Raw genomic sequence first — 22,986 nt, 5'->3', positions numbered from 1 at the left:
CTCGACTTAAATACCGACGGCCATGGCTTTGTCGATCAGCCAGTTCAGGTTCGGGCCACGGTCGCTGGTGACTTCTACCGGACGGCCGGCCAGCGAGCTGTCCAGGGGTTCGTCAGGCTGGATCAGGACACGGATATCGGAGGACAGATCGGCACTTTTCAGGCTGGTGCTGCTGACGATCTTGCCGGTACGGGTGGTGTCTTCGCCGGCGACCTGGAAGCTGACTGGCGTACCTGGGCGCACGTCGCCGAACTGGCGATAGGAGAAACGCGCTTCGACGTTGGCCTCGGTGCCCCGTGGGACCAGTTGGAAGATCACGTCGCCCTTGCTGGCGTACTGACCATCGGACACCAACTGCTGGGTCACGATGCAGTCGCACGGAGACGTCAGGGTGCCGGTCATTTGCTTGCCGAACAGTTCCTCGACCTTGGCCGGCTGCAACTGGTTGTCGTCCAGGTGGCCCTTGAGCACGTCGAGCATGCTGGTGCTGAAGGTCGCCAGCGGGGCGCCCTTGGCGGCCACGCCGTCGGCCTTGACCAGGCTCTGCACGGTGCCGTCACGAGGCATGGTGATGGCCATGCCCGGTACGTTCACCAGCCCTGCCTGGGCGTGGCTGACGAAGTACATGCCGTACACCGACTTGAAGATGAAACCGAACGCCGCCAGGCCAACGATGAAGATCCCCAGGCTGAAGGTCACGGCGCGCAGGCGACCCAAGGCGCTCATGCCACCGTTTTCGTCTTTCTGCTTGCGGGCCTTGGTGAAGTTATCGCGCTGCAGGGTCGCCAGCACATCGCCGACACCGACGATGTCGCCGGCCAGGTGCGAGGTGATGATGTGACGCAGTGTCGAGATGTCCCGAGGCTCCAGGTTCTGGAACTGGCAACCGGTGCGGCCGGTCTGGCGGTCGTAGGAACGGATCTGCAATTCCACGTCCATGGCCAGGCCAAGGTTGTCGATGACGAATTGCAGGCGACCCTTGTAGGACTCCCCGGTCTTGAGGGGCATCTGGCCGGCATTGAAGCTCAGGCCGCCGGCGGACAGGTCCAGGACCTTGACTTCCATCGGCGTACGGTCAGGGCCGAAGAAGCGCAGCTTGGCCGGGATTTTGACCCTGGCGTGTTGGCGCTGGGCTTCGGATTCATGCACTACGTTGACATTCACGGCGGTGTTCATAGGGGCGATTTCCTAGTTAATTCATTCAAGTCCGGTCAGACCATCGTCAGCAGCACGGCGACAAAAATGCTGCCGGCGGAGAAGGTCATGGTCCGAGACGACCAAGTGTTGAACCAACGTTGAAAGCTGGCGAGATCACGGGTCAGGTGGGTGGGCTGGCGGGTCCAGGACTGTTGATCGAGGCGGAAGAACACGTAGATCTTCACCAGGGCACCGACGATCTGGTTGTAATAGAGAATCGCCGGGTAGGCTGGGCCGATCCGGTGTCCGGAGCACGACAGCAACAGGGTCAGCAGCAACCGCGTGATGCCGATCCACAGCAGGTACACCAGGATGAACGCGGTGCCGTACTTGAAGCTGGCGATCAGTGCCACGGTCAGGCCCAGCAGCGAGGTCCACATCGACACGCGCTGGTCGAACAGCACCACCGAGGTGAACAGGCCCAGACGCTTCATGCCCAGGCCTAGTGCCCGGGAGTTCTGCCGCAGGTTGTTGCCGTACCAGCGGAACATCAGCTTGCGACTGGCCTTGATGAAGCTCTTCTCCGGCGGATGCTCGACGGTGTTGATCGCCGCATCGGGCACGTAGAAGGTGTCGTAGCCCAGGCGCATCAGGCTGAACCAGCTCGATTTGTCATCACCGGTCAGGAACTTGAAGCGGCCCAGGCGCCAGTGTTGCAGCGAGTCGCTTTCCACGTCGGCGATGAAGTCCGGGTTGGTGACCACGGTGGCGCGGAACACCGACATGCGGCCGGTCATGGTCAGCACGCGCTTGGACAAGGCCATGGAGCACATGTTGATGTGCCGCTGGGCGAAGCGCAGCTTGTGCCATTCGCTCATGATGTAGCCGCCGCGCACTTCGCAGAACTCGTTGGTGGTCAGGCCGCCGACGTTGCCGAACAGCTGGAACCACGGCACGGTCTTGCGCACGACGCCTTCGGCGAGCACGGTGTCGCCGTCGATCACCGCCACCACGGCGCGGTCGTCCGGCAAGTGGCGGGAGATGGCGCGGAAACCGAAGGCCAGGCCGTCACGCTTGCCTGTGCCAGGGATGCGCACGAAGTCCAGCTTGACCCGCGCTGGTGGGTTCATGCGAGCCCAGAGGCTCTTGACCAGCAGTTCGTCGGACATTTCCACGATGGAGCAGACCACGGTGGTGGGCAGCCCGCATTCGATGGCCTCGCGAATCACCGAGCCATACACCTGGGCGGTGGTCAGCGCATCGATCCTGAAGCTGGTGACCATCAGGTACACGTGGGACGGATCCGCCGCCTTGCCCAGCTTGCGTACCTTGCGGCGCAGGTGCGGGTAGACGATGTACAGGAAGATCATGCCGCGCACGAAATGCGTTGCTCCCATGGAGTAACGCCAGATGCCCACGGCGCCGATCAGGAAGATGAAGTCCTTGGAATCGGAGTCGAACGTGGACGTGGGCAGCGCCATGGCGATGCCCATCAATAAACTCAAGTAAAACAGCCAACCGGCGGCCTGAAGCAGGCCGTGCTTTAGCCTGTGCATAATCTGCATCCGTCTCTATCTCGGGCGGGCCTTGTGGGCGGCCCGATGGGTTAAGGCAGGCGAAAGGCCGGCCGGGGCGTGCCCCGGCCGGCAAACAGACTTACCAGCAGATGCCTTCGGTCCGGCCACTCGCGGAGGTGGCCTTGGACATGAAGCCGACCAGGTCGATGACCTGCTTGCCTTCCGGTACGTTCTCGGTCAGCGCGCGGAACTTCTCGTCGCGGTTGCCCAGGATGATGATGTCGGAGCTGTCGATCACCGAGTCGAAGTCGGCGTTGAGCAAGGACGAGACGTGAGGAATCTTCGACTCGATGTAGTCCTTGTTCGCACCGTGGACACGGGCGTATTCGACGTTGCTGTCGTAGATCTTCAGGTCGAAGCCCTTGCCGATCAGCATTTCCGCCAGCTCTACCAGCGGGCTTTCACGCAGGTCGTCGGTACCGGCCTTGAAGCTCAGGCCCAGCAGGGCGACTTTGCGCTTGTCGTGGCTGGAAACGATGTCGAAGGCGTTCTGCACCTGGGATTCGTTGCTGCGCATCAGCGAGTTGAGCAGCGGCGCTTCCACGTCCAGGGAACCGGCACGGTAGGTCAGGGCGCGAACGTCCTTGGGCAGGCACGAGCCGCCGAAGGCAAAGCCTGGGCGCATGTAGTACTGGGACAGGTTCAGGGTCTTGTCCTGGCAGACCACGTCCATCACTTCACGGCCATCGACGCCGACGGCCTTGGCGATGTTGCCGATCTCGTTGGCGAAGGTCACCTTGGTGGCGTGCCACACGTTGCAGGTGTACTTGATCATCTCGGCGACGGCGATGTCCTTGCGGATGATCGGCGCATCGAGCTCTTCGTACAGCGACTGCAGAACGTCGCCAGAGGCTGTGTCGAACTCACCGATGACGGTCATCGGCGGCTGGTCGTAGTCCTTGATCGCGGTGCTTTCGCGCAGGAACTCAGGGTTGACCGCGACACCGAAATCGACACCGGCTTTCTTGCCGGAGCAGTCTTCCAGGATCGGGATGACAACGTTTGCCACCGTGCCCGGCAATACGGTGCTGCGAACCACGATGGTGTGGCGGGTGGTCTTGTCACGCAGGACAAAACCGATCTCGCGGCACACGGCTTCGATGTAGTTCAGTTCCAGGTCGCCGTTCTTTTTGCTCGGTGTACCGACACAAATCATCGACAGGTCAGTATCGCGAATGGCTTCGGCGAAGTTGGTGGTGCCGCGCAGCCGACCTGTTTGAATGCCTTGCGCCAATAGCTCGCCAAGACCCGGTTCAACGATTGGCGATTTGCCAGCGTTGATCATGTCGATTTTGTCTTTGGCGACATCTACGCCAACTACGTCATGGCCCCGTGCAGACAGGCAACCGGCACATACTGCACCGACGTAACCCAAACCAAATATGCTAATGCGCATCGCATTTCCCTCTGTTTTTCACGCCATTAAATGGCCGGAGTTAATAGTGTTCAGCGGTCATAGTGCACTCGGAAGTGTGGAATGCAGGCGCCACAATGCCGTGTGCAGGCATACTAAGTTCCGAGTGTCTAAATAAATGCACTCAAGTTGTGCGCAATGTGGCCTAGTTGTTATGACCTGCCCTGTTATGCAGCCAGTCCTCGTTATCGGGAACGCTCGTGCAAAGGTCCTTCACTTCCGATCCCTGGCAAAAAGCCCACAAAATCAGAAGCTTGTGTGCTCGGGTGAGCACGTTATAGGGGCGCAGCCTTGGCCTTGTAGGGGATAGTAATGGTGCGTTATCTCCCATCCTTTAAGGGTGGATCCAATTAGACGACCGTTTCGCTAAGTTGACGTGACAACTTGGTTAATCCGTTCGATGTCCTTTGTAAGTTATCTCGTACACGCTCGCCGAGAATCGTTACGGATGGTATGAGCCATGCAATTTCACATAGTTCCGATCCGCTCATCGCGATTTTCGAAATTTTTCGAAATATTATCGAAGATGGCACTGGCCTCAATATGATGGCACTTACCGTTTTGCCCTTTATTAATGGGGCGTTAGCAGGGTTAGATGGTTTTGTGCCACTACTGATGAAAAAAAACGGTGCCACTACGCAAAAAACTGACGAGTGTCGAGTGAAAGAAAAGTTAGCGGGGAAGTGGTGCAGTTTATTGACGCCATGAAACTGGCGAAGTGGGCGAGGAAGCAAGATGACAAATAGGGATATGATCGAAGCCCCCGATCAGGGGGGCGGTATAAGGTCATGCTTTATTCGGGCGCATGATCGCGCAGGAAAACCAGTTTGTCCCGGCTCGACTGTTGGGCGTTGAAGCGGTAGCCCTGTACATCGAATTGGCTGAGTGCAGCAGGGTCGTTGATCCGTTCCTGAATCACGAAACGACTCATCAGGCCCCGGGCTTTCTTGGCGTAGAAGCTGATGATTTTGTACTGGCCATTTTTCAGGTCGCGGAATTCGGTATCGATGACGCGCGCTTTCAGTGCGCTGCGCTTGACTGCCGAGAAGTACTCATTGGAGGCCAGGTTCAGCAGCACATCGTCGCCCTGGTCGGCGAGGGCTTCGTTCAGCCATTCGCTGATGCGCGTGCCCCAGAAAGCATAAAGGTCCTTGCCCCGGGCATTGGCCAGCTTAGTGCCCATTTCCAAGCGATAGGGTTGCATCAGGTCCAATGGACGCAGCAGGCCATAGAGGCCAGAGAGCATGCGCAGGTGCTGTTGGGCGTAGTCGAAATCGGCATCACCAAAGCTCTGGGCATCGAGGCCCGTGTACACGTCGCCCTTGAAGGCCAGCAGCGCCTGCTTGGCATTGGCCGGAGTGAACGCCGGCGTCCAACTGCCGAATCGTGCGGCATTGAGGCCGCCGATCTTGTCGGAGACGTGCATCAGCTCGCTGATCTGTGCCGGCGAGAGTTCACGCAACTGTTCGATTAGCTCCTGGGAGTGATCCAGGTACTGCGGTTGGGTAAAACGCTCGGTGGCCGGCGGTGTTTCGTAATCGAGGGTCTTGGCGGGGGAAATCACCATCAGCATGAAGTCGTCTCCTTTAAGGTGCGGCGATTCTAGGGGGTTGGCCGGGTGGACTCCAGCTATTGGGGTGATAGGTGATCGGTGGTGGTGCTTTTGTGGCGAGGGAGCTTGCTCCCGCTCGGTTGCGCAGCGACCGCAAAAATCCTGGGGCCGCTTCGCAGCCCAGCGGGAGCAAGCTCCCTCGCCACAAGGGCTCATTCGCCTGTTTGCCAGAAGGTATTGGGCCAGGATCGGCTATGATGCCGCGCGGGTTTCGTTATGGAGACATCCCTTTTGCGTATCGCCCTTCTGTTATCGGCCTGGCTGTTGAGCCTGGGCGCCATTGCTGCGCCCAACGACGTTGCCACCCTGGACCGCAGCACCTGGCCGGAACAACTCACCAGCCCGACGCTGTTCGACGTAGCCTCGCGGGCCGAGATCCTGATGTTCGCCCGGGTCCTGCTGGACGTCGATGCCATGGACGAAATCGCGCTCAAGCAGTACTTGGGGCTGCGCACGGTCAATATGGCTGCCATCGAAGCGCTTCGCGCCCGGCTGTGGCAGCGGTTGCTGGACAACTACAACTTTGCCCAGCGCAGCTGCGACCAGGACGCATCCTTCTGTTACCTGGTCGAGGACATGGCGACCCTGCGCGAAGAGGCGCGCAGGTTTCATCTGGATGACAACTCCTACTACATCAAATGGGCCGCGCCGAGCCAGATATTTCATACCCAATACCGCGATGAACTGCTGCGTAAAGCTGCGCTTTTTCCGCAAACCAGTAGCGAAATCGCACGTTTCGGCGATTACGAGCGCAACGGCGAGGAGATGAACGACCGGCTGTTCCTGCTGACCTTCGACAGTGCCGCCAACGTTGCGCCGGACAATACCCCGTGGCTGACCGAATACCTGCGCAAGGCGAACATGAGCGGCACCTTCTTCGTGCTGGGCAAGGACATCCAGGCGCGGCTGGAAGACCGTTCGGTCAATAATCTGCAGGCGTTGTATTCGCAACAGTGCGTGGGTGTACAGGGCTGGGAGTTTCGTTCCCACAGCCATTGGCAGGACTGGCAAGACTCGGTCCGGCGCAGTGTCGAGCTGGTCAAGGGCAAGCTGCCCGAGAATTACGTGCCGCTGTTTCGTCCGCCCCAAGGCCAGCGTCGTGGTGATGCCGAAGGGTTTTTCCGGCAACAGGGCTTGCAAGTGGCGCTGTGGGACATCGATCCTCAGGACAGTAACAATCGGCTCAAGCCCGAGCAAAGCGCCCAGCGAGTGCTGACCCTGATGCTGCTGTGGCGCCACGGGGTGATCAATTTCAATGCCAAGCAGGATGGGGTGAAAACGGCGATGCCCTGGCTCATGACGCAGACGGCGCAAAGCGGGATCGGTTGGGCAGACTGTCAGGAGGCGTTTCGCTGAAACCTGTAAAGGCCCGGAAACATTGGGGAAGGCGGAAAACCCGGGACACATTCATGACAACCGGACTTCCGACTTTAACGGCGCAACGGCGGTACGCCAAGGGTTATTCGTCACTCTGAAAAATAAACTTCAAAAAAACGTCAAAGTGCTTTTTCCTGTCATCGTTTTTGGAGTATCAAGAAGACAGACCGCCGAAACCTGCAACACAGGTGGCGTCTTCCAAGACCCAGATTGTGTGCAGTTCACCTGAATCCTCGCGGGTGAATTCGGTGGCTACCTCGAGGCGCAGCACTGTCACGGTATTGCGTCGAATGGCCCCCACATAGGTGACCGAGTATGGATGACCACGGACGTAGCCCTTCCTCCAACCAGCCAATCCTCTATGTACTCGATACCAACGTATTGATCCACGATCCAAACGCGCTCCTGAACTTCGAAGAACACCACGTTGCCATCCCGATGACCGTGCTTGAGGAGCTGGACAAGCTCAAGGGCGGACACCACAGCGTTGCGGCCGAATGCCGGCAGGCGATCCGCCTGATCGACAAGACCCTGGGTGATGCCTCCCCGGAAGACGTTGAACTCGGCGTGTCGATCCAGCGCGGCAAAAGTGGTCCAAAGGGCCTGCTCTCGATCCTGATGAGCAAACGCACCGAACCCAACCTGGTGCTGCCTGAACACCTGAACGACAACATCATCATCAACCAATTGATCGACCTGCACGCGCGCAACAAGGACCAGGCCGTGGTGCTGGTGACCAAAGACATCAACATGCGCCTCAAGGCCCGCGCCTGCGGGATCGCGGCGGAGGACTACAGCACCGACCAACTGGTCGACGACGTCTCGCTGTTGCCCAATGGCTACCACAACATGACCGGCTCCTTCTGGGACCGTGTGAGCAAGGTCGAGACCCGCCAGGACCACGGCCGCACCTGGCACCAGGTGCAACTGATCGATAACCTGCCGGCCGTGCACATCAACGAGTTCATTATCGACGAACAAGGCTTCGTCGGCTGGATCAAGGAAATCCAGGTCGACAAGCTGCTGATCCTCGACTTGCACCAGGAACCTTTGCTGCATCAGGAAGCCTGGGGCCTCAAGCCTCGTGACATCTACCAGAGCCTGGCGCTGTTCGCCTTGCTCGACCCGGATATCCACCTGGTCAACCTGTCCGGCGCCGCCGGTTCCGGCAAGACCATCCTGGCCCTGGCCGCTGCCATCGAGCAGACCATGGTCAGCAAACGCTACCGGCGCATCATTGCCACCCGCAGCGTGCAGGGCCTGGACCAGGAAATCGGTTTCCTGCCCGGCACCGAAGCGGAGAAAATGGAGCCTTGGCTGGGGGCGATCACAGACAACCTCGAAGCCTTGCACATGGATGACGAAAGCACCCATGGCAGCGTCGACTACATCCTCAGCAAAGTGCCGTTGCAGTTCAAATCCCTCAACTACATTCGCGGGCGCAGCTTCCAGCAGAGCCTGATCCTGATCGACGAATGCCAGAACCTGACCCCGCACCAGATGAAAACCATCATCACCCGTGCCGGTGCCGGTTCCAAAGTGGTGTGCCTGGGTAACCTGGCGCAGATCGACACCCCTTACCTGTCCGCGACCAGCTCCGGGCTGACCTACCTGACTGAACGCTTCAAGGACTTCCCCAACGGGGTCCACATCACCCTGCAGGGCGTACCGCGCTCGATCCTGGCCGAATACGCCGAATCCCACCTGTAACCCCAGCCGAACCGGGCGACCCTATGGTCGCCCGGTTTTTTCTGTCTGACACATAACCCCTGTGGGAGCGGGCTTGCTCGCGAAGGCGGTGTATCAGTTGACATATATGCTGCCTGACACGCCCCCTTCGCGAGCAAGCCCGCTCCCACAGGTAAATGCGGTGTTTTGCAAATTGCAGGTGCGACAATCAAGCCTGCCGGAATTTGACCCACGGGTTTACAATCGACACTCCCGATCAGGAGTAACCCTGTGCTGACTCATCTCGATTCCCAAGGTCGCGCCAATATGGTCGACGTGACCGACAAGGCCGTGACGTTCCGTGAAGCCACGGCCGAGGCCTTTGTGCGCATGCTGCCCGACACGCTGCAGATGATCGTCAGCGGCGGTCACCCCAAGGGCGATGTGTTCGCCGTCGCACGCATTGCCGGCATCCAGGCGGCCAAGAAAACCAGTGACCTGATTCCGCTCTGCCACCCGCTGCTGCTCACTAGCGTCAAGGTCGAGCTCAATGCCGAAGGCGAGGACCGGGTACGCATCGTCGCCCGTTGCAAACTGTCAGGGCAGACCGGCGTGGAAATGGAGGCGCTTACCGCCGCCAGCGTCGCCGCACTGACCATCTACGACATGTGCAAGGCCGTCGACCGAGGCATGACCATCGAAGGCGTGCGGGTGTTGGAAAAACTCGGCGGCAAGAGCGGCCATTTCCAGGCGGATGCGTCATGAAAATCAACGTGAAGTTCTTTGCCCGTTACCGTGAAGCGCTTGGTGTGGATTCGGTAAAAGTGGAAGGTGATTTCGCCACGGTCGACGATGTGCGCGTGCTGCTTGCCCAGCGTGACGGTGCCGAGGTGCTGAAGGAACAAAACCTGATGTGCGCGCGCAATGAAGACCTGTGCCAGCTCGACGAACCCCTGGCGGACGGTGACGAAGTGGCGTTTTTCCCCACCGTGACCGGAGGCTGAGCCATGGCGATTCGTGTGCAGGTCGAACCGTTCGACGCAGGGGACGAAGTCAACGCGATGCACGCGGCCAATGTCGGCGTGGGGGCGGTGGTGAGTTTTGTCGGCTACGTGCGTGACTTCAATGACGGCCTCGATGTGTCCGGGATGTTCCTGGAGCACTATCCGGGCATGACCGAAAGAGCCCTGGGCAAGATCGCCACCGAGGCCGAGCAGCGCTGGCCGCTGCTCAAGCTGGAGGTGCTGCACCGCATCGGTGCCCTGGAGCCGGGCGAGCCGATCGTCTTCGTCGGTGCCGCCAGTGCCCATCGCCAGGCGGCATTCGACGCCTGCGCCTTTGTCATGGACTACCTCAAGACCCGAGCGCCGTTCTGGAAGAAGGAAAACACCGTCGACGGCCCGCGCTGGGTCGAAGGGCGGGACAGTGATCATGCGGCGGCGGATCGCTGGAAGCAGTAAATACCCTGCAGATCTTCATTGGTTGTTAGTCCGCCATCGCGAGCAAGCTCGCTCCCACACTGGATCTTTGTTGTACCCAGGGCCCCTGTGGGAGCGAGCTTGCTCGCGATGAGGCCATCAACCTCCCATCACATTCCCCTGCCTGCCGATTGACGATATGTACATTAAAGTCCAGTATGGATTTATAAGTACACATAAAGTCATTGCCCCACCTTTCTCTGCCAAACCAACAACAACCCGCGAGAGATCGATCATGAAGAAACTCCCCCTTATCACCGGCCTGGCCTTGAGCCTGTTGGCCTCCAGCAGTCTGTTCGCCGCTGAGAAAACCTTGCGCATCGGCATCGAGGCGGCTTATCCGCCGTTTGCTTCCAAGACCTCGGAAGGGAAGATCGAGGGGTTCGACTACGACATCGGCAACGCCCTGTGCGCGCAGATGCAAGTCAAGTGCGAGTGGATCGAAGGCGAGTTCGACGGGCTGATTCCGTCGCTCAAGGTGAAGAAGATCGATCTGGCGCTGTCGTCGATGACCATCACCGAAGAGCGCAAGAAATCGGTGGATTTCACCCACAAGTACTACTTCACCTCGTCGCGCCTGGTCATGAAGGAAGGGGCGGTGGTCGATGACCAGTATGCCAGCCTCAAGGGCAAGACCGTCGGTGTGCAACGGGCCACCACCACTGACCGCTACGCCACTGAAGTCCTCGAACCCAAAGGTGTGATCGTCAAGCGCTACAGCAACAACGAAGAAATCTACATGGACCTGGCGTCCGGTCGCCTCGACGCGATTTTCGCCGACACCATCCCGCTGGAAGACTTCCTGTCGATGCCCCGTGGCAAGGGCTACGCTTTTGTCGGCCCCGAGCTCAAGGACCCGAAATACGTCGGCGAAGGCGCCGGTATCGCGGTGCGCAAGGGCAATACCCAACTGGTGGCGGACTTGAACAAGGCCATCGATGGGATTCGGGCCAATGGGAAGTACCAGGAGATCCAGGCCAAGTATTTCAAGTCGGATATCTACGGCGACTGATCAACCGCTATCGCGAGCAAGCTCGCTCCCACAGGGGACCTGGTTACAAAGATCCAGTGTGGGAGCGAGCTTGCTCGCGATGAGGCCAGGCCAGGCAATACAAAGCCTCAGCCCTTCAATTCCTTCAAATGCTTGTACACCGTCGCCCGTCCCATGTTCAGCACATTGGCCACATAGTTGGACGCGCTTTTGCCCTTGAATGCGCCTTCGGCATGCAGCGCCAGCACCAGCTCGCGTTTGTGGTCGCGGGTCAGCAGGTTCAGGCTCAGCTGACGCTCGCGCATCCAGGCATGCAGGAAGGTGTTGATTCGCTCCTGCCAGTCATCGCGAAACAGTGAATCCGGCTGAGGAATCAACTTGCCGGGCGACAGGAACAGATCCAATGCGGCCTTGGCATTCTCGAACAGCGAAATATTCAGGTTGATGCATAGCACCGCCAGCGGATGCCCGTTGGCGTCGCGCAGTACGCTGCTGAGGCTGCGAATCTTCTGTCCGTCCCAGTTCAATTTTTCATAGGGCCCGATGTTACGTTCGCTGACGTCCTCGCTGAGCATGTCCTCCAGGGACGAGTCATCGCCAATCTCGCGCTTGGACAGGTTATTGGCGATGTAATCGACTTTCTGGGTGCGCAGGTCGTGCAGCACCACTTCGGCGTGAGGGTAGAACAGCGTGGCGATAGCGTCGGCGATGGTGCGGAAGTTTTCCAGCACCGGATCGGGTGGCGAGGCAGTCATGACAGGGCTCCAGGCAGCGTCAGCGCCCCGTGAAACAGGGGCGCGGGGGAGTGTGCCGCAATCGTGGCGATGCGTCACCTCAAGGTGGTTCACCCCAGGCGCTTGGGGGACAGCATGGCGCTGTTCAGGCCGAAGCGGGCCAGGGCCTCGGGCAGCGGTTGGCCACGCACCAGCGCCGCGCTGGCCTGGCCCATGGCCGGCGAGGTCTGGATGCCATAGCCGCCCTGGGCCGCGACCCAGAACAGCCCGGGCACCTGTGGATCGAAGCCGGACAGCAAATCACCGTCGGGCACGAAACTGCGCAAGCCAGCCCAGGTGCGGGTCGGGCGGCGGATGGTCAGGGTGGTGGCTTCTTCGATCTGGTAGATGCCCATGGCAATGTCCAGCTCTTCAGGCTGCACGTCGTGGGGTTCCACCGGATCGGCGTTGGCCGGGGAGCCGAGGAACATGCCGGCATCGGGCTTCATGTAGAAGGATTCGTCCAGGCTCACCAGCATCGGCCAGTCATGGATATCCACGCCTTCGGGTCCGGCAAAGATGAACGCTGCGCGCCGCTTGGGCTGCAACCCCAGCTTCCGGGCGCCGGCCATTTCGGCAATGTGATCGGCCCATGCGCCGGCTGCGTTGATCAGAACCGGTGCCGTGAACGTCTGGTTGGCGGTTTTCACCTGCCACAGCCCCTGATCATCGCGGCTCAATTGCTGCACTTCGCTGTCGGTGTGCACTTCACCGCCACTGCGACGAATACCGCGCAAGTAGCCTTGGTGCAGTGCATCGGTGTCAATGTCGCAGGCCGTGGGGTCGTAGATCGCCCCGTGGACCTTGTCCCGTCGCAGGATCGGCAGTCGCACACAGGCTTCGTCAGCGCTGAGCAGTTGCATCTGCGGCACCGTGGCCTTGGCGCTGAGGTACTGGTTGTTCAGCTCGGCCGGGTCACCGGTGAAGTCCACGGTCATTTCGCCCCGTGGGGTCAGCAAGGGATGTTCGCAGAAACCGGCCGGCGGGGTGTCGAAAAAGTCCCGGCTGGCCTGGGTCAGCGCCCGCACCTGTGGGGTGCCGTAGGCGGCGGTATATAACGCCGCCGAGCGTCCGGTGGAGTGGTAGGCCGGATGGGATTCGCGTTCGAGCACAATGACCCGGCCGTGGGGTGCCAGCCAGTAACCGGTGGACGCACCGCCGATGCCGCCGCCGATGATGATGAAATCTGCTTGTTTCATGAATTCTCCTGCGAAGAATGTGCCCGGGAACTCGAAGACCCCTGTGGGAGCGAGCTTGCTCGCGAAGGCGGTCTGACAGTCGATATTGAAGGTGACTGACCCACCGCCATCGCGAGCAAGCTCGCTCCCACAAGGGAATGGGGGGTGTCAGTTGTGAAATCGATACAGGGCATTCGCCAGCGCAACATCTTCCAGGCCCAAACCGATGGAGCGGAAGAACACATGGCGTTGGTAGTCGGGACGCGCCACGTGCTCGCTGAGCAATTCAGGCAAATCGCCGACGATGCTCGACGCCTCCCAGCCATGCTGTTCGCCGGCGATCAGCATTTCTCCAGCCGAGCCCGGAGTGGTCTGACGATAGTCGCAGAACACGTCCATGTCGTTGAGGCTTTGAGGGGGCACTTCATGGGCGCGTGGGGCGTTGGTGCTGATGGAGGTGATCAGCGCCGGTTTGCCCAGGGTCTGCGGGTCGAGTACCGCTTTGGCGGACGAGGTGCAGAGCATCACCACGTCGGCGTCATGCAGCGCGGCTTCAAGGGAGTCGGCGATGTGCAGGCGTGGGTCCAGGCCGGTGATGGAGGCAAGTGCTTGCACCGACTTGGTCTTCAGACCTGGCGAATAGAGGCTGATACCTTGCCAGTCCCGCAGACCCTTGACGTACTGCACGTGCGCCTGGGCCACCGCACCGCTGCCGATGACCGCCAGGCGCCGGGCGTTGTGCGGGGCGAGGGCATCGACGGCAACAGCCGTGGTGGCAGCGGTGCGGGCGGTGGTCAATTCGGCGGAATCGCACAACAGCAGCGGCTGGCCGGTCTGCATCGACATCAGCAAGGTCCAGGCGGTCACCAGCGGGCCTTGCTCGCGCACGATATAGGGCGAGGTCTTGACCCCGTAGACCTGGTCTTCAGCCAGCACGCCCAGATAGTTGATGAAGTCCCCGGCGCCCTGGGGAAACACCACCAGTTGCTGGGGCGGCTGCACCGCTTGTCCCGCGGCGAGGTCGCGGAACAGCTTGCGCAGGATTTGCGGTACGTCGATTTGCCCGAGCAGTTCTCGGGCCTGGGCTTGGGTCATCACATAGGGCGTGCTGGACATGGGGGCTCCGGGAAGCTGCTTCTAAACTAATTTGTCCATTATGGACTTTTAGTTTAATCGAGCAATATCCAAGGCAAAAAAAAGCGCAGCCTGTCTTGGCTGCGCTTTTTTGGTGCTGTGGAGACGGTTAAGGACGCTTGCGCTCAACCGGCCGCAACAGATGCGTCGGCGGAGTTTCGCAATTGATCTTTTTCCCCAGCAAGGCCTCGATGGACGGCAACTGGTAGGAGTCGTCCTCCCCGGCGAAGCTGATGGAAACCCCCGCGGCGCCGGCACGACCGGTACGGCCGATGCGGTGCACATAGTCGTCCGGCACTTCCGGCAGGGTGAAGTTGATCACGTGGCTGATGCCGTCGATGTGGATGCCGCGACCGGCCACGTCGGTGGCGACCAGTACGCGGATCTTGCCTTCACGGAAACCCTCGAGGGTCTTGATGCGCTTGTGCTGCGGCACGTCGCCCGAGAGCTGGGCCGCGTTGACGCCATCGCGCACCAGGCGTTCTTCGATACGCCGCACTTCATCCTTGCGGTTGGCGAACACCATCACCCGTTCCCAACCGTTGTCGTTGACCAGGTTGTAGAGCAGCTTGTACTTGTCGGCACCGGCCACGGCATAGATGTGCTGCTCGACGTTTTCGCTGGCGACGTTCTCGGCTTCGATCTCGACGATGGACGGATCGGTGGTCCATTGCTTGGCCAGGTTCATCACGTCTTCGGTGAAGGTGGCGGAGAACAGCAGGGTCTGGCGTTCGCTTTTCGGTGGGGTCTGGCGAATGATCTGGCGCACTTGCGGGATGAAGCCCATATCGAGCATGCGGTCGGCTTCGTCCAGCACCATCACTTCGACCATGTCCAGGTGCACGTCGCCGCGCTGGTTGAAGTCCAGCAGGCGGCCCGGGGTGGCGACCAGGATGTCGCAGTGGCGGGCTTCGAGGTGCTTGAGCTGCTTGTCGAAGTCCATGCCGCCCACGAACGTCATGACGTTCAGGCCGGTGTACTTGGTCAGGTCGGCGGCATCCTTGGCGATCTGTACCACCAGCTCGCGGGTCGGCGCGATGATCAGCGCCCGTGGCTCGCCCATGTAGCGTTCCTTGGGCGGCGGGGTCTGGAGCAACTGGGTGATGATGGAGATCAGAAACGCGGCGGTCTTGCCGGTGCCGGTCTGGGCGCGACCGATGGCGTCTTTGCCCGCGAGGGTGAAGCCCAGCACCTGCGCCTGGATCGGCGTGCAATACGGGAAACCCAGGTCCTGGATGGCATGCATCAGTTCCGGGGCGAGCTTGAAGTCGTGGAAGCGGGTCTTGCCTTCCTGGGGGGCTACGACGAAGTCCTCGAGCTTCCAGGCGACGACCGGCGGTTTCGGTGCGCGCTCGCGGCGTGGCTTGGGGGCTTCGTTGCGTGGTTTCTCGGGCGCGGGGGCCGTAACAGGCTGGGCGACGGGTTCTTTTGTTGCCTGTTCAACAGGTGCCGCCCGGCGCGGTTGTTGCGCATCGGTATGGCTCGGGCCGTGGGTCGGCGCTGGGGAGCCAGGCGCGAGTTGCTCGGCCTCGCTTTTACCGAACATCTTCTTGAGTGCTTTGAGCACGGTCATCTCATCGATTGGTTAAGGAATGTACGCCGGCCAGTGTAATGCAAGAAACGGGCGCGGCGTAGTGTGATCGTCAAAGGACCGGCGTGGCGATCAGCCTCTTAGCGCAACCGCTCGGCCAGCCAGGTGCCGATGTCGCGAATCTCCTCGGGTAACACTTCGTGGCCCATTGGGTATTCTTGCCATGTCACGGTGACACCATGCTGCTTTAAATACTCTTTCGCGGTCCGGCCCATGGGGTTGAGAACCACTTCGTCGTATTGCCCGTGCAGCGCCAGCACCGGAATGCGTTGCTGGCTGGCCGACAATTGCAGCTCATCGCTGAAAGTCGGTGCATAAGTAGACAACGCGACCACGCCGCCCAGCGGGCCCTGCCATTTCACGAATGCCGTGTGATAGACCACCGCGCCGCCTTGGGAGAAACCCGCCAGGAAAATCCGCGAGGCGTCTATTCCGCTGGCTCGCTGGGTTTCGACCAGGTCGATGACCCGTTGTGCCGAGGCTTCGAGTTGCTGTTCGTCAATGGCCCGCGCCGGGCTCAAGGCACGGATGTCGTACCAACTGGGCATGGCGTAGCCGCCGTTGATCGTTACCGGCTGGGTCGGTGCCTGGGGTAGAACGAAACGTGTGGTGAGCAGGCTTTGCTGCAACATTTCGGCGACCGGCAGGAAATCAAAACGATCGGCGCCCAGGCCGTGGAGCCAGATAACGCACGCGTCGGCAGTGCTGCTGGGCTCGAGAATCAGGGGGTCGGTCATGGCTGTGCTCCAAATCTGTGCGGGCGCGCTCAATCAGTGCGTGATTACAGTGCGTTCCCGGTGTCTCAGTTAATTAGATGTCGCAAAGTTGAAAGTTTTTGTCTTGACGAGTTTTACATGGCCTAAGCGCAGCGGTCTGGTACGGGCTTTGCTATGGGTGTACCTGAGTGATGATTCTTACGCTGTGCGGTAACACTATCAGTTCGCCGCGCCGCATGGGATATCAGAAATCCGGTGATGAATGTTCGCCAACAGCCGTTACGGGCTTCGCGAACGTGAAGGGCTACAGCCCGTTCGGCCGATTGGTGAGAGATGGGCATGACCACTGTTTACGGACATCCTCATTATTAGACTCATAGCGAAGGTCCAGACGTCGGTTGACCCTAAAAAAAGCCAACAAGGGTCGGCAATGCCCCAAAAGGGTGCGACAGGGCTCGAGCTCCGACACAACAAGAGCAAAACTGGAGGTTTGAATGAAGTTACTGAAATCCACCCTGGCAGTCGTGACTGCAGCAGCAGTCCTTGGTGTCAGCGGGTTCGCTCAGGCGGGTGCAACCCTGGATGCCGTGCAGAAGAAAGGTTTTGTGCAATGTGGTGTGAGTGATGGCCTGCCGGGTTTCTCGGTGCCTGATTCCACTGGCAAGATCCTGGGTATCGACGCCGACTTCTGTCGTGCCGTGGCCGCCGCCGTATTTGGCGACGCGAACAAAGTGAAATTCAGCCAACTGAACGCCAAGGAGCGTTTCACCGCACTGCAGTCTGGTGAAATTGACATCCTGTCGCGCAACACCACCATGACCAGCTCCCGTGACGCGGGTATGGGCCTGAAATTCCCAGGCTTCATCACCTATTACGATGGCATCGGCTTCCTGGTTAACAACAAGCTGGGCGTCAAGAGTGCCAAGGAACTGGACGGTGCAACCATCTGCATCCAGGCCGGTACCACCACCGAGCTGAACGTTTCCGACTACTTCCGCGGCAACGGCCTGAAATACACCCCGATCACCTTCGACACCTCCGATGAAAGCGCCAAGTCGCTGGAGTCCGGTCGTTGCGACGTGCTGACTTCCGACAAGTCCCAACTGTTCGCCCAGCGCAGCAAGCTGGCTTCGCCGAAGGACTATGTGGTTCTGCCGGAAACCATTTCCAAGGAGCCGCTGGGTCCGGTCGTGCGTAATGGCGACGACGAGTGGCTGGCCGTTGTGCGTTGGACTGGCTACGCCATGCTCAATGCTGAAGAAGCCGGCATCACTTCGAAAAACGTCGAGGCTGAAGCCAAGGCCACCAAGAACCCAGACGTTGCTCGTATGCTCGGTGCCGACGGCGAGTACGGCAAGGACCTGAAGCTGCCGAAGGACTGGGTCGTGCAGATCATCAAGCAAGTCGGTAACTACGGCGAAATGTTCGAGCGTAACCTCGGCAAGGGCACTCCGCTGGAAATCGATCGCGGCCTGAACGCTCTGTGGAACGCTGGCGGCATTCAATACGCACCACCAGTGCGCTGATGGTTCTATCACCCGGTGGGCCAACCACCGGGTGATGTTCTGTTCCATTCTTTGCGGGGCACTTCATGCAAAATTCAATCGGCGCACCTAAGCAGAGGCTCAGCCTCAGCGATCCACGAGTGCGTGCGTGGGTATTTCAGATCGTCACCATCGTGGCGGTTATCTCGCTGGGCTGGTTTCTGTTCGATAACACGCAGACCAACCTCGAGCACCGGGGAATCACTTCCGGTTTCAGCTTCCTGGAGCGCAGTGCCGGTTTTGGCATCGCTCAAACCCTGATCGACTACACCGAAGCGGACAGCTATGCCCGTGTTTTTGTCATCGGGTTGCTCAACACACTGCTGGTGACTTTCATCGGCGTGATCCTGGCAACGATCCTCGGTTTCATTGTCGGCGTGGCCCGACTGTCGAAAAACTGGATCATCGCCAAAGTAGCCACGGTGTATGTGGAGGTTTTCCGCAACATACCGCCGCTGCTGCAGATCCTGTTCTGGTATTTCGCGGTGTTCCTGACCATGCCTGGGCCGCGCAACAGTCATAACTTCGGCGACACCTTCTTTGTCAGCAGCCGTGGCCTCAACATGCCGGCGGCGCTGATGTCGGAAGGATTCTGGCCGTTCGTGGCCAGTGTCGTGCTGGCGATTGTCGCCATCGTGCTGATGACCCGCTGGGCCAACAAGCGCTTCGAAGCCACTGGTGAGCCCTTCCATAAGTTCTGGGTCGGCCTGGCGCTGTTCCTGGTTATCCCGGCGTTGTGCGCGCTGATCTTCGGTGCTCCCGTGCATTGGGAGATGCCGGAACTCAAGGGCTTCAACTTCGTTGGTGGCTGGGTGCTGATTCCGGAATTGCTGGCCTTGACCCTGGCGCTGACGGTGTATACCGCGGCGTTCATCGCAGAAATCGTGCGTTCGGGCATCAAGTCGGTGAGCCATGGCCAGACCGAGGCAGCTCACTCGTTGGGCCTGCGCAACGGTCCGACCTTGCGCAAGGTAATCATCCCGCAAGCCCTGCGTGTGATCATCCCGCCGCTGACCAGCCAATACCTGAACCTGGCGAAGAACTCTTCGCTGGCGGCCGGTATCGGTTACCCGGAAATGGTTTCGCTATTTGCCGGCACGGTGTTGAACCAGACCGGCCAGGCCATCGAGGTGATCGCGATCACCATGAGCGTGTACCTGGCGATCAGTATCAGCATTTCCCTGCTGATGAACTGGTACAACAAGCGCATTGCGCTGATCGAGCGGTGAGGAAAAGCGCATGACATCCCATACTTTCAAACCTGATATGCCGCCGCCGAGCAAAGTGTTCGGGCCGATGGCATGGATGCGCGCGAACATGTTCTCCAGCTGGCTCAATACGCTGCTGACGCTGTTCGCGTTCTACCTGATTTACCTCGTGGTCCCGCCGATCCTCAGCTGGGCGATCCTCGATGCCAACTGGGTCGGCACCACCCAGGCCGACTGCACCAAGGAAGGCGCCTGCTGGGTGTTCATCCAGCAGCGTTTCGGCCAGTTCATGTACGGCTATTACCCGACGGGCCTGCGCTGGCGCGTAGATCTGACCGTGTGGCTGGCCGTGCTCGGTGTTGCGCCGCTGTTCATCTCGCGCTTCCCGCGCAAGGCGATCTACGGCCTGAGCTTCCTGGTGCTGTACCCGATCATCGCCTGGTGCCTGCTGCACGGTGGTGTATTCGGCCTGGACGCCGTGGCAACCAGCCAATGGGGCGGCCTGATGCTGACCCTGGTGATCGCCACCGTCGGTATCGCTGGCGCGCTGCCGCTGGGTATCGTCCTGGCCCTGGGCCGGCGTTCGAACATGCCGGCGATCCGTGTGGTCTGCGTGACCTTCATCGAGTTCTGGCGCGGTGTGCCGTTGATCACGGTGCTGTTCATGTCGTCGGTGATGCTGCCGCTGTTCCTGCCCGAAGGCATGAACTTCGACAAGCTGCTGCGAGCACTGATCGGGGTGATCCTGTTCCAGTCGGCCTACGTGGCCGAAGTGGTGCGTGGCGGCCTGCAAGCCATTCCCAAGGGGCAGTACGAAGCGGCCGCGGCGATGGGCCTGGGTTACTGGCGCAGCATGGGCCTGGTGATTCTGCCGCAAGCCTTGAAGATGGTCATCCCGGGTATCGTCAACACCTTCATTGCGTTGTTCAAGGACACGAGCCTGGTGATCATCATCGGCCTGTTCGACCTGCTCAACAGCGTGAAACAAGCTGCCGCCGACCCGAAATGGCTGGGCATGGCCACTGAAGGCTATGTGTTCGCCGCCCTGGTGTTCTGGATTTTCTGTTTTGGTATGTCCCGCTATTCCATGCATTTGGAACGCAAGCTGGACACTGGCCACAAGCGTTAGGAGCGTAGTTTATGAGTGAAGCGATCAAACAGCCTGTGAGCCCTGAAGGCATTATTCAGATGCAGGGCGTCAACAAGTGGTACGGCCAGTTCCACGTGTTGAAAGACATCAACCTGAACGTCAAGCAGGGCGAGCGTATCGTGCTGTGTGGCCCGTCGGGCTCCGGCAAGTCCACCACCATCCGCTGCCTCAACCGCCTGGAAGAGCACCAGCAGGGTCGCATCGTGGTCGACGGCGTGGAACTGACCAACGACCTCAAGCAGATCGAAGCGATCCGCCGTGAAGTCGGCATGGTGTTCCAGCACTTCAACCTGTTCCCGCACCTGACCATCCTGCAGAACTGCACCCTGGCGCCGATGTGGGTACGCAAGATGCCCAAGCGCAAGGCCGAGGAAATCGCCATGCATTACCTGGAGCGCGTACGCATTCCAGAGCAGGCGCACAAGTACCCGGGCCAGCTCTCCGGCGGTCAGCAACAGCGTGTGGCTATCGCCCGTGCCCTGTGCATGAAGCCGAAAATCATGCTGTTCGACGAGCCAACCTCGGCCCTCGACCCGGAAATGGTGAAAGAAGTGCTGGACACCATGATCGGCCTGGCCGAAGACGGCATGACCATGTTGTGCGTGACCCACGAAATGGGTTTCGCCCGCACCGTGGCCAACCGCGTGATCTTCATGGACAAGGGTGAAATCGTCGAACAGGCCGCGCCGAACGACTTCTTCGACAACCCGCAGAACGACCGCACCAAGCTGTTCCTGAGCCAGATCCTGCATTGATCCGGCCTTAGGCAGTGAAATAAACCCGGACTTGTCCGGGTTTGTTTTTTTCTGCTTCGTCTGCTCAGGAAGTCGTGAGGATTTCGTGCTCCTTGTGCACCGTCGTCTTGAATCCTCTCAAGTCCGCGCCTTCAGCCAGGGTTCGTGCATCTGCAAGCAAATGCGGGTGGCGATCAAGCAGGCGCATCAGCAGCATCAACGCTTTTGGTGGCAATACCTCACCGCGCTCATAGCGGGAAAACGCGTTGTGCCCGCCACCTGACAACAGCGCCACCGCTTCTTTTTGGGAGAGATGCAGTTTGCGACGGATGCGTTTCATTTCTTCGCCAATCATCTTCCTGGCGGCGATGACCAGTTCATCCCCCGCGTTCGTGTGACGGTCCGAACAACCGGGGTCGAGTTCGACCTCGCCGCACATTTGGCATTCCCAGCCAGACAAGTCATCGATCCGGCGTTCCAGTCCCTTGACGCGCAGGGTTTCTGCGCGGCCTTCGAAATGCGACATGCCCTGCGGAGCGCCACAGCTGAAGCACTGTTGAGCTTTCATGGGGTTTTCTCCTTGAATGAGATCACCGGTGGGCCTCCGCTTGGGCGGTAGGTCACCTTGATGTAAATTTCCAGACCCTGTGAGTGGGTGTGGTAGACGTCGTGCCAGACCCGATGGTCGTCGTAGGTCGTTACGGACTTGTAGAACTGCTGGCGCTGAAGTCCACACGCAACCTCCAACATGTCCGAAGCTGTCAAGCCCAGCGTCCCGGCGGTTTTTGTCGCGGTGGCGGTGAATGCCTTTCCTCCCAGCCGCTTGATATCCGCCTTGATCACGCCCAGGTCGTAATGGGGTGTGCTCTTGTTCATAAGGTCCTGTTCCAAAATTACCCTCACAGGGTAATTTTGACCAATCAATAATTTAGTTTCTTTTCCCTCCCATTGACCCTAGGCGATTGCCGTCCTACGCGAAGCTGACTAACATGTCAGAAAATTCATCCTATGATTGGATGAAAGGGCGAATTCTATGTCAGCTATTTCTCCATTGATGAAACGCTCCCTGGTCGACCAGGCCTTGGAACAATTGCGTCGGCGTATCAGCGATGGTGTGTGGGCCGTCGGCCAGCGCTTGCCCACCGAGCCGGAGTTGGTGGCGGAGCTGGGTATCAGCCGCAACACCGTGCGTGAAGCCATGCGCGTGCTGGCGTTTTCCGGGTTGATCGAGATCCGCCAGGGCGATGGCAGCTACGTGCGGGCGGTGGTTGATCCGCTGGATACGCTCAAGGTGCTGTCGCGCTGTTCGCTGGAACAGGCCCGGGAAACCCGGCATATCCTGGAGGTGGAGGCCATTGGCCTGGCGGCGCTGCGGCGCACCGATGAGGATTTGCTTGCCTTGCGCCGGGCGCTGCAAGACAGCGGCGAGCATTATCACGGCGACCTGGAGCAGTACATTGCCTGCGACCTGGTGTTCCACCGCCTCCTGGTAGATGCCGCGCACAACCCTGCGCTCAGTGAACTCTATCGCTACTTCTCCAGCGTCATCGGCGCACAGTTGCGCCAGAGCCTCAACATCGCCCCGCGTCATCAACATGTCTTCGACCTGCACGTCGAAATCCTGGACGCCGTCGAGCAACAGGACTCGCAACGGGCCAAGTCCCTGTGCCGCCAGTTGATCAATGAACCCTGAGCGCTTGAAAC

General features: G+C 59.8%; 23 protein-coding genes. 12 read left to right on the top strand and 11 right to left on the bottom strand.

Annotated elements, in window-relative coordinates:
- Nucleotides 1-6 precede the first annotated feature (6 nt).
- The 3 genes from HU749_RS24150 to HU749_RS24140 all read right to left on the bottom strand — a co-directional run bounded on the left by HU749_RS24150 (nucleotide 7) and on the right by HU749_RS24140 (nucleotide 4,110).
- Nucleotides 7-1,176 carry an alginate biosynthesis protein Alg44 gene (locus HU749_RS24150; RefSeq protein WP_079302557.1) on the bottom strand — a complete coding sequence of 390 codons (1,170 nt, stop codon included), beginning with the start codon at nucleotides 1,174-1,176 and terminating at the stop codon, nucleotides 7-9.
- A 35-nt stretch (nucleotides 1,177-1,211) separates the two neighbouring features.
- A complete protein-coding gene (gene alg8, locus HU749_RS24145) occupies nucleotides 1,212-2,693 on the bottom strand; it encodes a mannuronan synthase (RefSeq protein WP_018606149.1) in 1,482 nt (493 codons plus the stop codon).
- Between the two features lie 100 nt (nucleotides 2,694-2,793).
- A complete protein-coding gene (locus HU749_RS24140) occupies nucleotides 2,794-4,110 on the bottom strand; it encodes a nucleotide sugar dehydrogenase (protein WP_018606151.1) in 1,317 nt (438 codons plus the stop codon).
- A gap of 471 nt (nucleotides 4,111-4,581) precedes the next feature.
- Here HU749_RS24140 and HU749_RS24135 point away from each other — a divergent pair, with 471 nt between their 5' ends.
- On the top strand, nucleotides 4,582-4,836 hold the full coding sequence (locus tag HU749_RS24135; RefSeq protein WP_139381083.1) for a hypothetical protein: 255 nt from the start codon (nucleotides 4,582-4,584) through the stop codon (nucleotides 4,834-4,836).
- Nucleotides 4,837-4,921: 85 nt separating this feature from the next.
- Here HU749_RS24135 and yaaA read toward each other — a convergent pair whose 3' ends face one another.
- The gene (yaaA, locus tag HU749_RS24130; protein ID WP_014340035.1) at nucleotides 4,922-5,701 is read right to left on the bottom strand and encodes a peroxide stress protein YaaA; all 780 of its coding nucleotides are present in this window, start codon (nucleotides 5,699-5,701) and stop codon (nucleotides 4,922-4,924) included.
- A 270-nt stretch (nucleotides 5,702-5,971) separates the two neighbouring features.
- Here yaaA and HU749_RS24125 point away from each other — a divergent pair, with 270 nt between their 5' ends.
- The 6 genes from HU749_RS24125 (at nucleotide 5,972) to HU749_RS24100 (ending at nucleotide 11,275) form a co-directional block, all read left to right on the top strand.
- Nucleotides 5,972-7,096, top strand: coding sequence for a polysaccharide deacetylase family protein (locus tag HU749_RS24125; protein ID WP_079302556.1), 1,125 nt, complete (start codon nucleotides 5,972-5,974; stop codon nucleotides 7,094-7,096).
- Nucleotides 7,097-7,432: 336 nt separating this feature from the next.
- Entirely contained in the window at nucleotides 7,433-8,827 is a 1,395-nt protein-coding gene (locus tag HU749_RS24120) for a PhoH family protein (protein ID WP_046064877.1), read from the top strand.
- 249 nt (nucleotides 8,828-9,076) lie between these two features.
- A complete protein-coding gene (moaC, locus tag HU749_RS24115; protein WP_003205311.1) occupies nucleotides 9,077-9,550 on the top strand; it encodes a cyclic pyranopterin monophosphate synthase MoaC in 474 nt (157 codons plus the stop codon).
- Entirely contained in the window at nucleotides 9,547-9,789 is a 243-nt protein-coding gene (gene moaD, locus HU749_RS24110; protein ID WP_053189805.1) for a molybdopterin converting factor subunit 1, read from the top strand. The genes moaC and moaD overlap by 4 nt, the downstream gene beginning before the upstream one ends.
- A gap of 3 nt (nucleotides 9,790-9,792) precedes the next feature.
- The gene (gene moaE / locus HU749_RS24105) at nucleotides 9,793-10,245 is read left to right on the top strand and encodes a molybdopterin synthase catalytic subunit MoaE (protein WP_079302555.1); all 453 of its coding nucleotides are present in this window, start codon (nucleotides 9,793-9,795) and stop codon (nucleotides 10,243-10,245) included.
- Nucleotides 10,246-10,498: 253 nt separating this feature from the next.
- A complete protein-coding gene (locus HU749_RS24100) occupies nucleotides 10,499-11,275 on the top strand; it encodes an ABC transporter substrate-binding protein (protein ID WP_186651983.1) in 777 nt (258 codons plus the stop codon).
- 107 nt (nucleotides 11,276-11,382) lie between these two features.
- Here HU749_RS24100 and HU749_RS24095 read toward each other — a convergent pair whose 3' ends face one another.
- The 5 genes from HU749_RS24095 to HU749_RS24075 form a co-directional block, all read right to left on the bottom strand.
- On the bottom strand, nucleotides 11,383-12,009 hold the full coding sequence (locus tag HU749_RS24095) for a helix-turn-helix transcriptional regulator (protein ID WP_024617613.1): 627 nt from the start codon (nucleotides 12,007-12,009) through the stop codon (nucleotides 11,383-11,385).
- 89 nt (nucleotides 12,010-12,098) lie between these two features.
- Nucleotides 12,099-13,226, bottom strand: a complete 1,128-nt coding sequence (locus tag HU749_RS24090; protein WP_014340029.1) for an NAD(P)/FAD-dependent oxidoreductase — start codon at nucleotides 13,224-13,226, stop codon at nucleotides 12,099-12,101.
- A gap of 147 nt (nucleotides 13,227-13,373) precedes the next feature.
- Nucleotides 13,374-14,321, bottom strand: coding sequence for an ornithine cyclodeaminase family protein (locus HU749_RS24085; protein WP_079302553.1), 948 nt, complete (start codon nucleotides 14,319-14,321; stop codon nucleotides 13,374-13,376).
- Nucleotides 14,322-14,448: 127 nt separating this feature from the next.
- The gene (rhlB, locus tag HU749_RS24080; protein WP_079302552.1) at nucleotides 14,449-15,912 is read right to left on the bottom strand and encodes an ATP-dependent RNA helicase RhlB; all 1,464 of its coding nucleotides are present in this window, start codon (nucleotides 15,910-15,912) and stop codon (nucleotides 14,449-14,451) included.
- A 98-nt stretch (nucleotides 15,913-16,010) separates the two neighbouring features.
- Nucleotides 16,011-16,667 (bottom strand): alpha/beta hydrolase, encoded by a 657-nt coding sequence (locus HU749_RS24075; RefSeq protein WP_079302551.1) that lies wholly within the window; start codon nucleotides 16,665-16,667, stop codon nucleotides 16,011-16,013.
- A gap of 473 nt (nucleotides 16,668-17,140) precedes the next feature.
- Between HU749_RS24075 and HU749_RS24070 the strand changes: the two genes are divergently transcribed.
- The 4 genes from HU749_RS24070 (at nucleotide 17,141) to HU749_RS24055 (ending at nucleotide 21,303) form a co-directional block, all read left to right on the top strand.
- Nucleotides 17,141-18,172, top strand: coding sequence for an amino acid ABC transporter substrate-binding protein (locus HU749_RS24070; RefSeq protein WP_014340025.1), 1,032 nt, complete (start codon nucleotides 17,141-17,143; stop codon nucleotides 18,170-18,172).
- Between the two features lie 65 nt (nucleotides 18,173-18,237).
- Complete coding sequence (locus tag HU749_RS24065; RefSeq protein ID WP_014340024.1) at nucleotides 18,238-19,419, top strand: amino acid ABC transporter permease; 1,182 nt, start codon at nucleotides 18,238-18,240, stop codon at nucleotides 19,417-19,419.
- A 10-nt stretch (nucleotides 19,420-19,429) separates the two neighbouring features.
- Nucleotides 19,430-20,527 carry an amino acid ABC transporter permease gene (locus tag HU749_RS24060; protein ID WP_014340023.1) on the top strand — a complete coding sequence of 366 codons (1,098 nt, stop codon included), beginning with the start codon at nucleotides 19,430-19,432 and terminating at the stop codon, nucleotides 20,525-20,527.
- An 11-nt stretch (nucleotides 20,528-20,538) separates the two neighbouring features.
- Nucleotides 20,539-21,303, top strand: a complete 765-nt coding sequence (locus HU749_RS24055) for an amino acid ABC transporter ATP-binding protein (RefSeq protein WP_003178331.1) — start codon at nucleotides 20,539-20,541, stop codon at nucleotides 21,301-21,303.
- Nucleotides 21,304-21,367: 64 nt separating this feature from the next.
- Here the strand turns inward: HU749_RS24055 and HU749_RS24050 are convergent, their stop codons facing one another.
- Together HU749_RS24050 and HU749_RS24045 are read right to left on the bottom strand one after the other, a co-directional pair.
- Nucleotides 21,368-21,850 carry a type II toxin-antitoxin system MqsA family antitoxin gene (locus HU749_RS24050; protein ID WP_079302550.1) on the bottom strand — a complete coding sequence of 161 codons (483 nt, stop codon included), beginning with the start codon at nucleotides 21,848-21,850 and terminating at the stop codon, nucleotides 21,368-21,370.
- On the bottom strand, nucleotides 21,847-22,158 hold the full coding sequence (locus HU749_RS24045; protein ID WP_046064869.1) for a type II toxin-antitoxin system MqsR family toxin: 312 nt from the start codon (nucleotides 22,156-22,158) through the stop codon (nucleotides 21,847-21,849). Before HU749_RS24045 ends, HU749_RS24050 begins: the two co-directional genes overlap by 4 nt.
- A gap of 157 nt (nucleotides 22,159-22,315) precedes the next feature.
- Here HU749_RS24045 and HU749_RS24040 point away from each other — a divergent pair, with 157 nt between their 5' ends.
- Nucleotides 22,316-22,975, top strand: coding sequence for a FadR/GntR family transcriptional regulator (locus HU749_RS24040; RefSeq protein ID WP_079302549.1), 660 nt, complete (start codon nucleotides 22,316-22,318; stop codon nucleotides 22,973-22,975).
- Nucleotides 22,976-22,986 lie beyond the last annotated feature (11 nt).

Origin of the sequence: Pseudomonas ogarae (assembly GCF_014268695.2) — a bacterium.
Lineage (GTDB): Bacteria > Pseudomonadota > Gammaproteobacteria > Pseudomonadales > Pseudomonadaceae > Aquipseudomonas > Aquipseudomonas kilonensis.
This window is presented reverse-complemented; position numbering and strand designations above follow the sequence as displayed.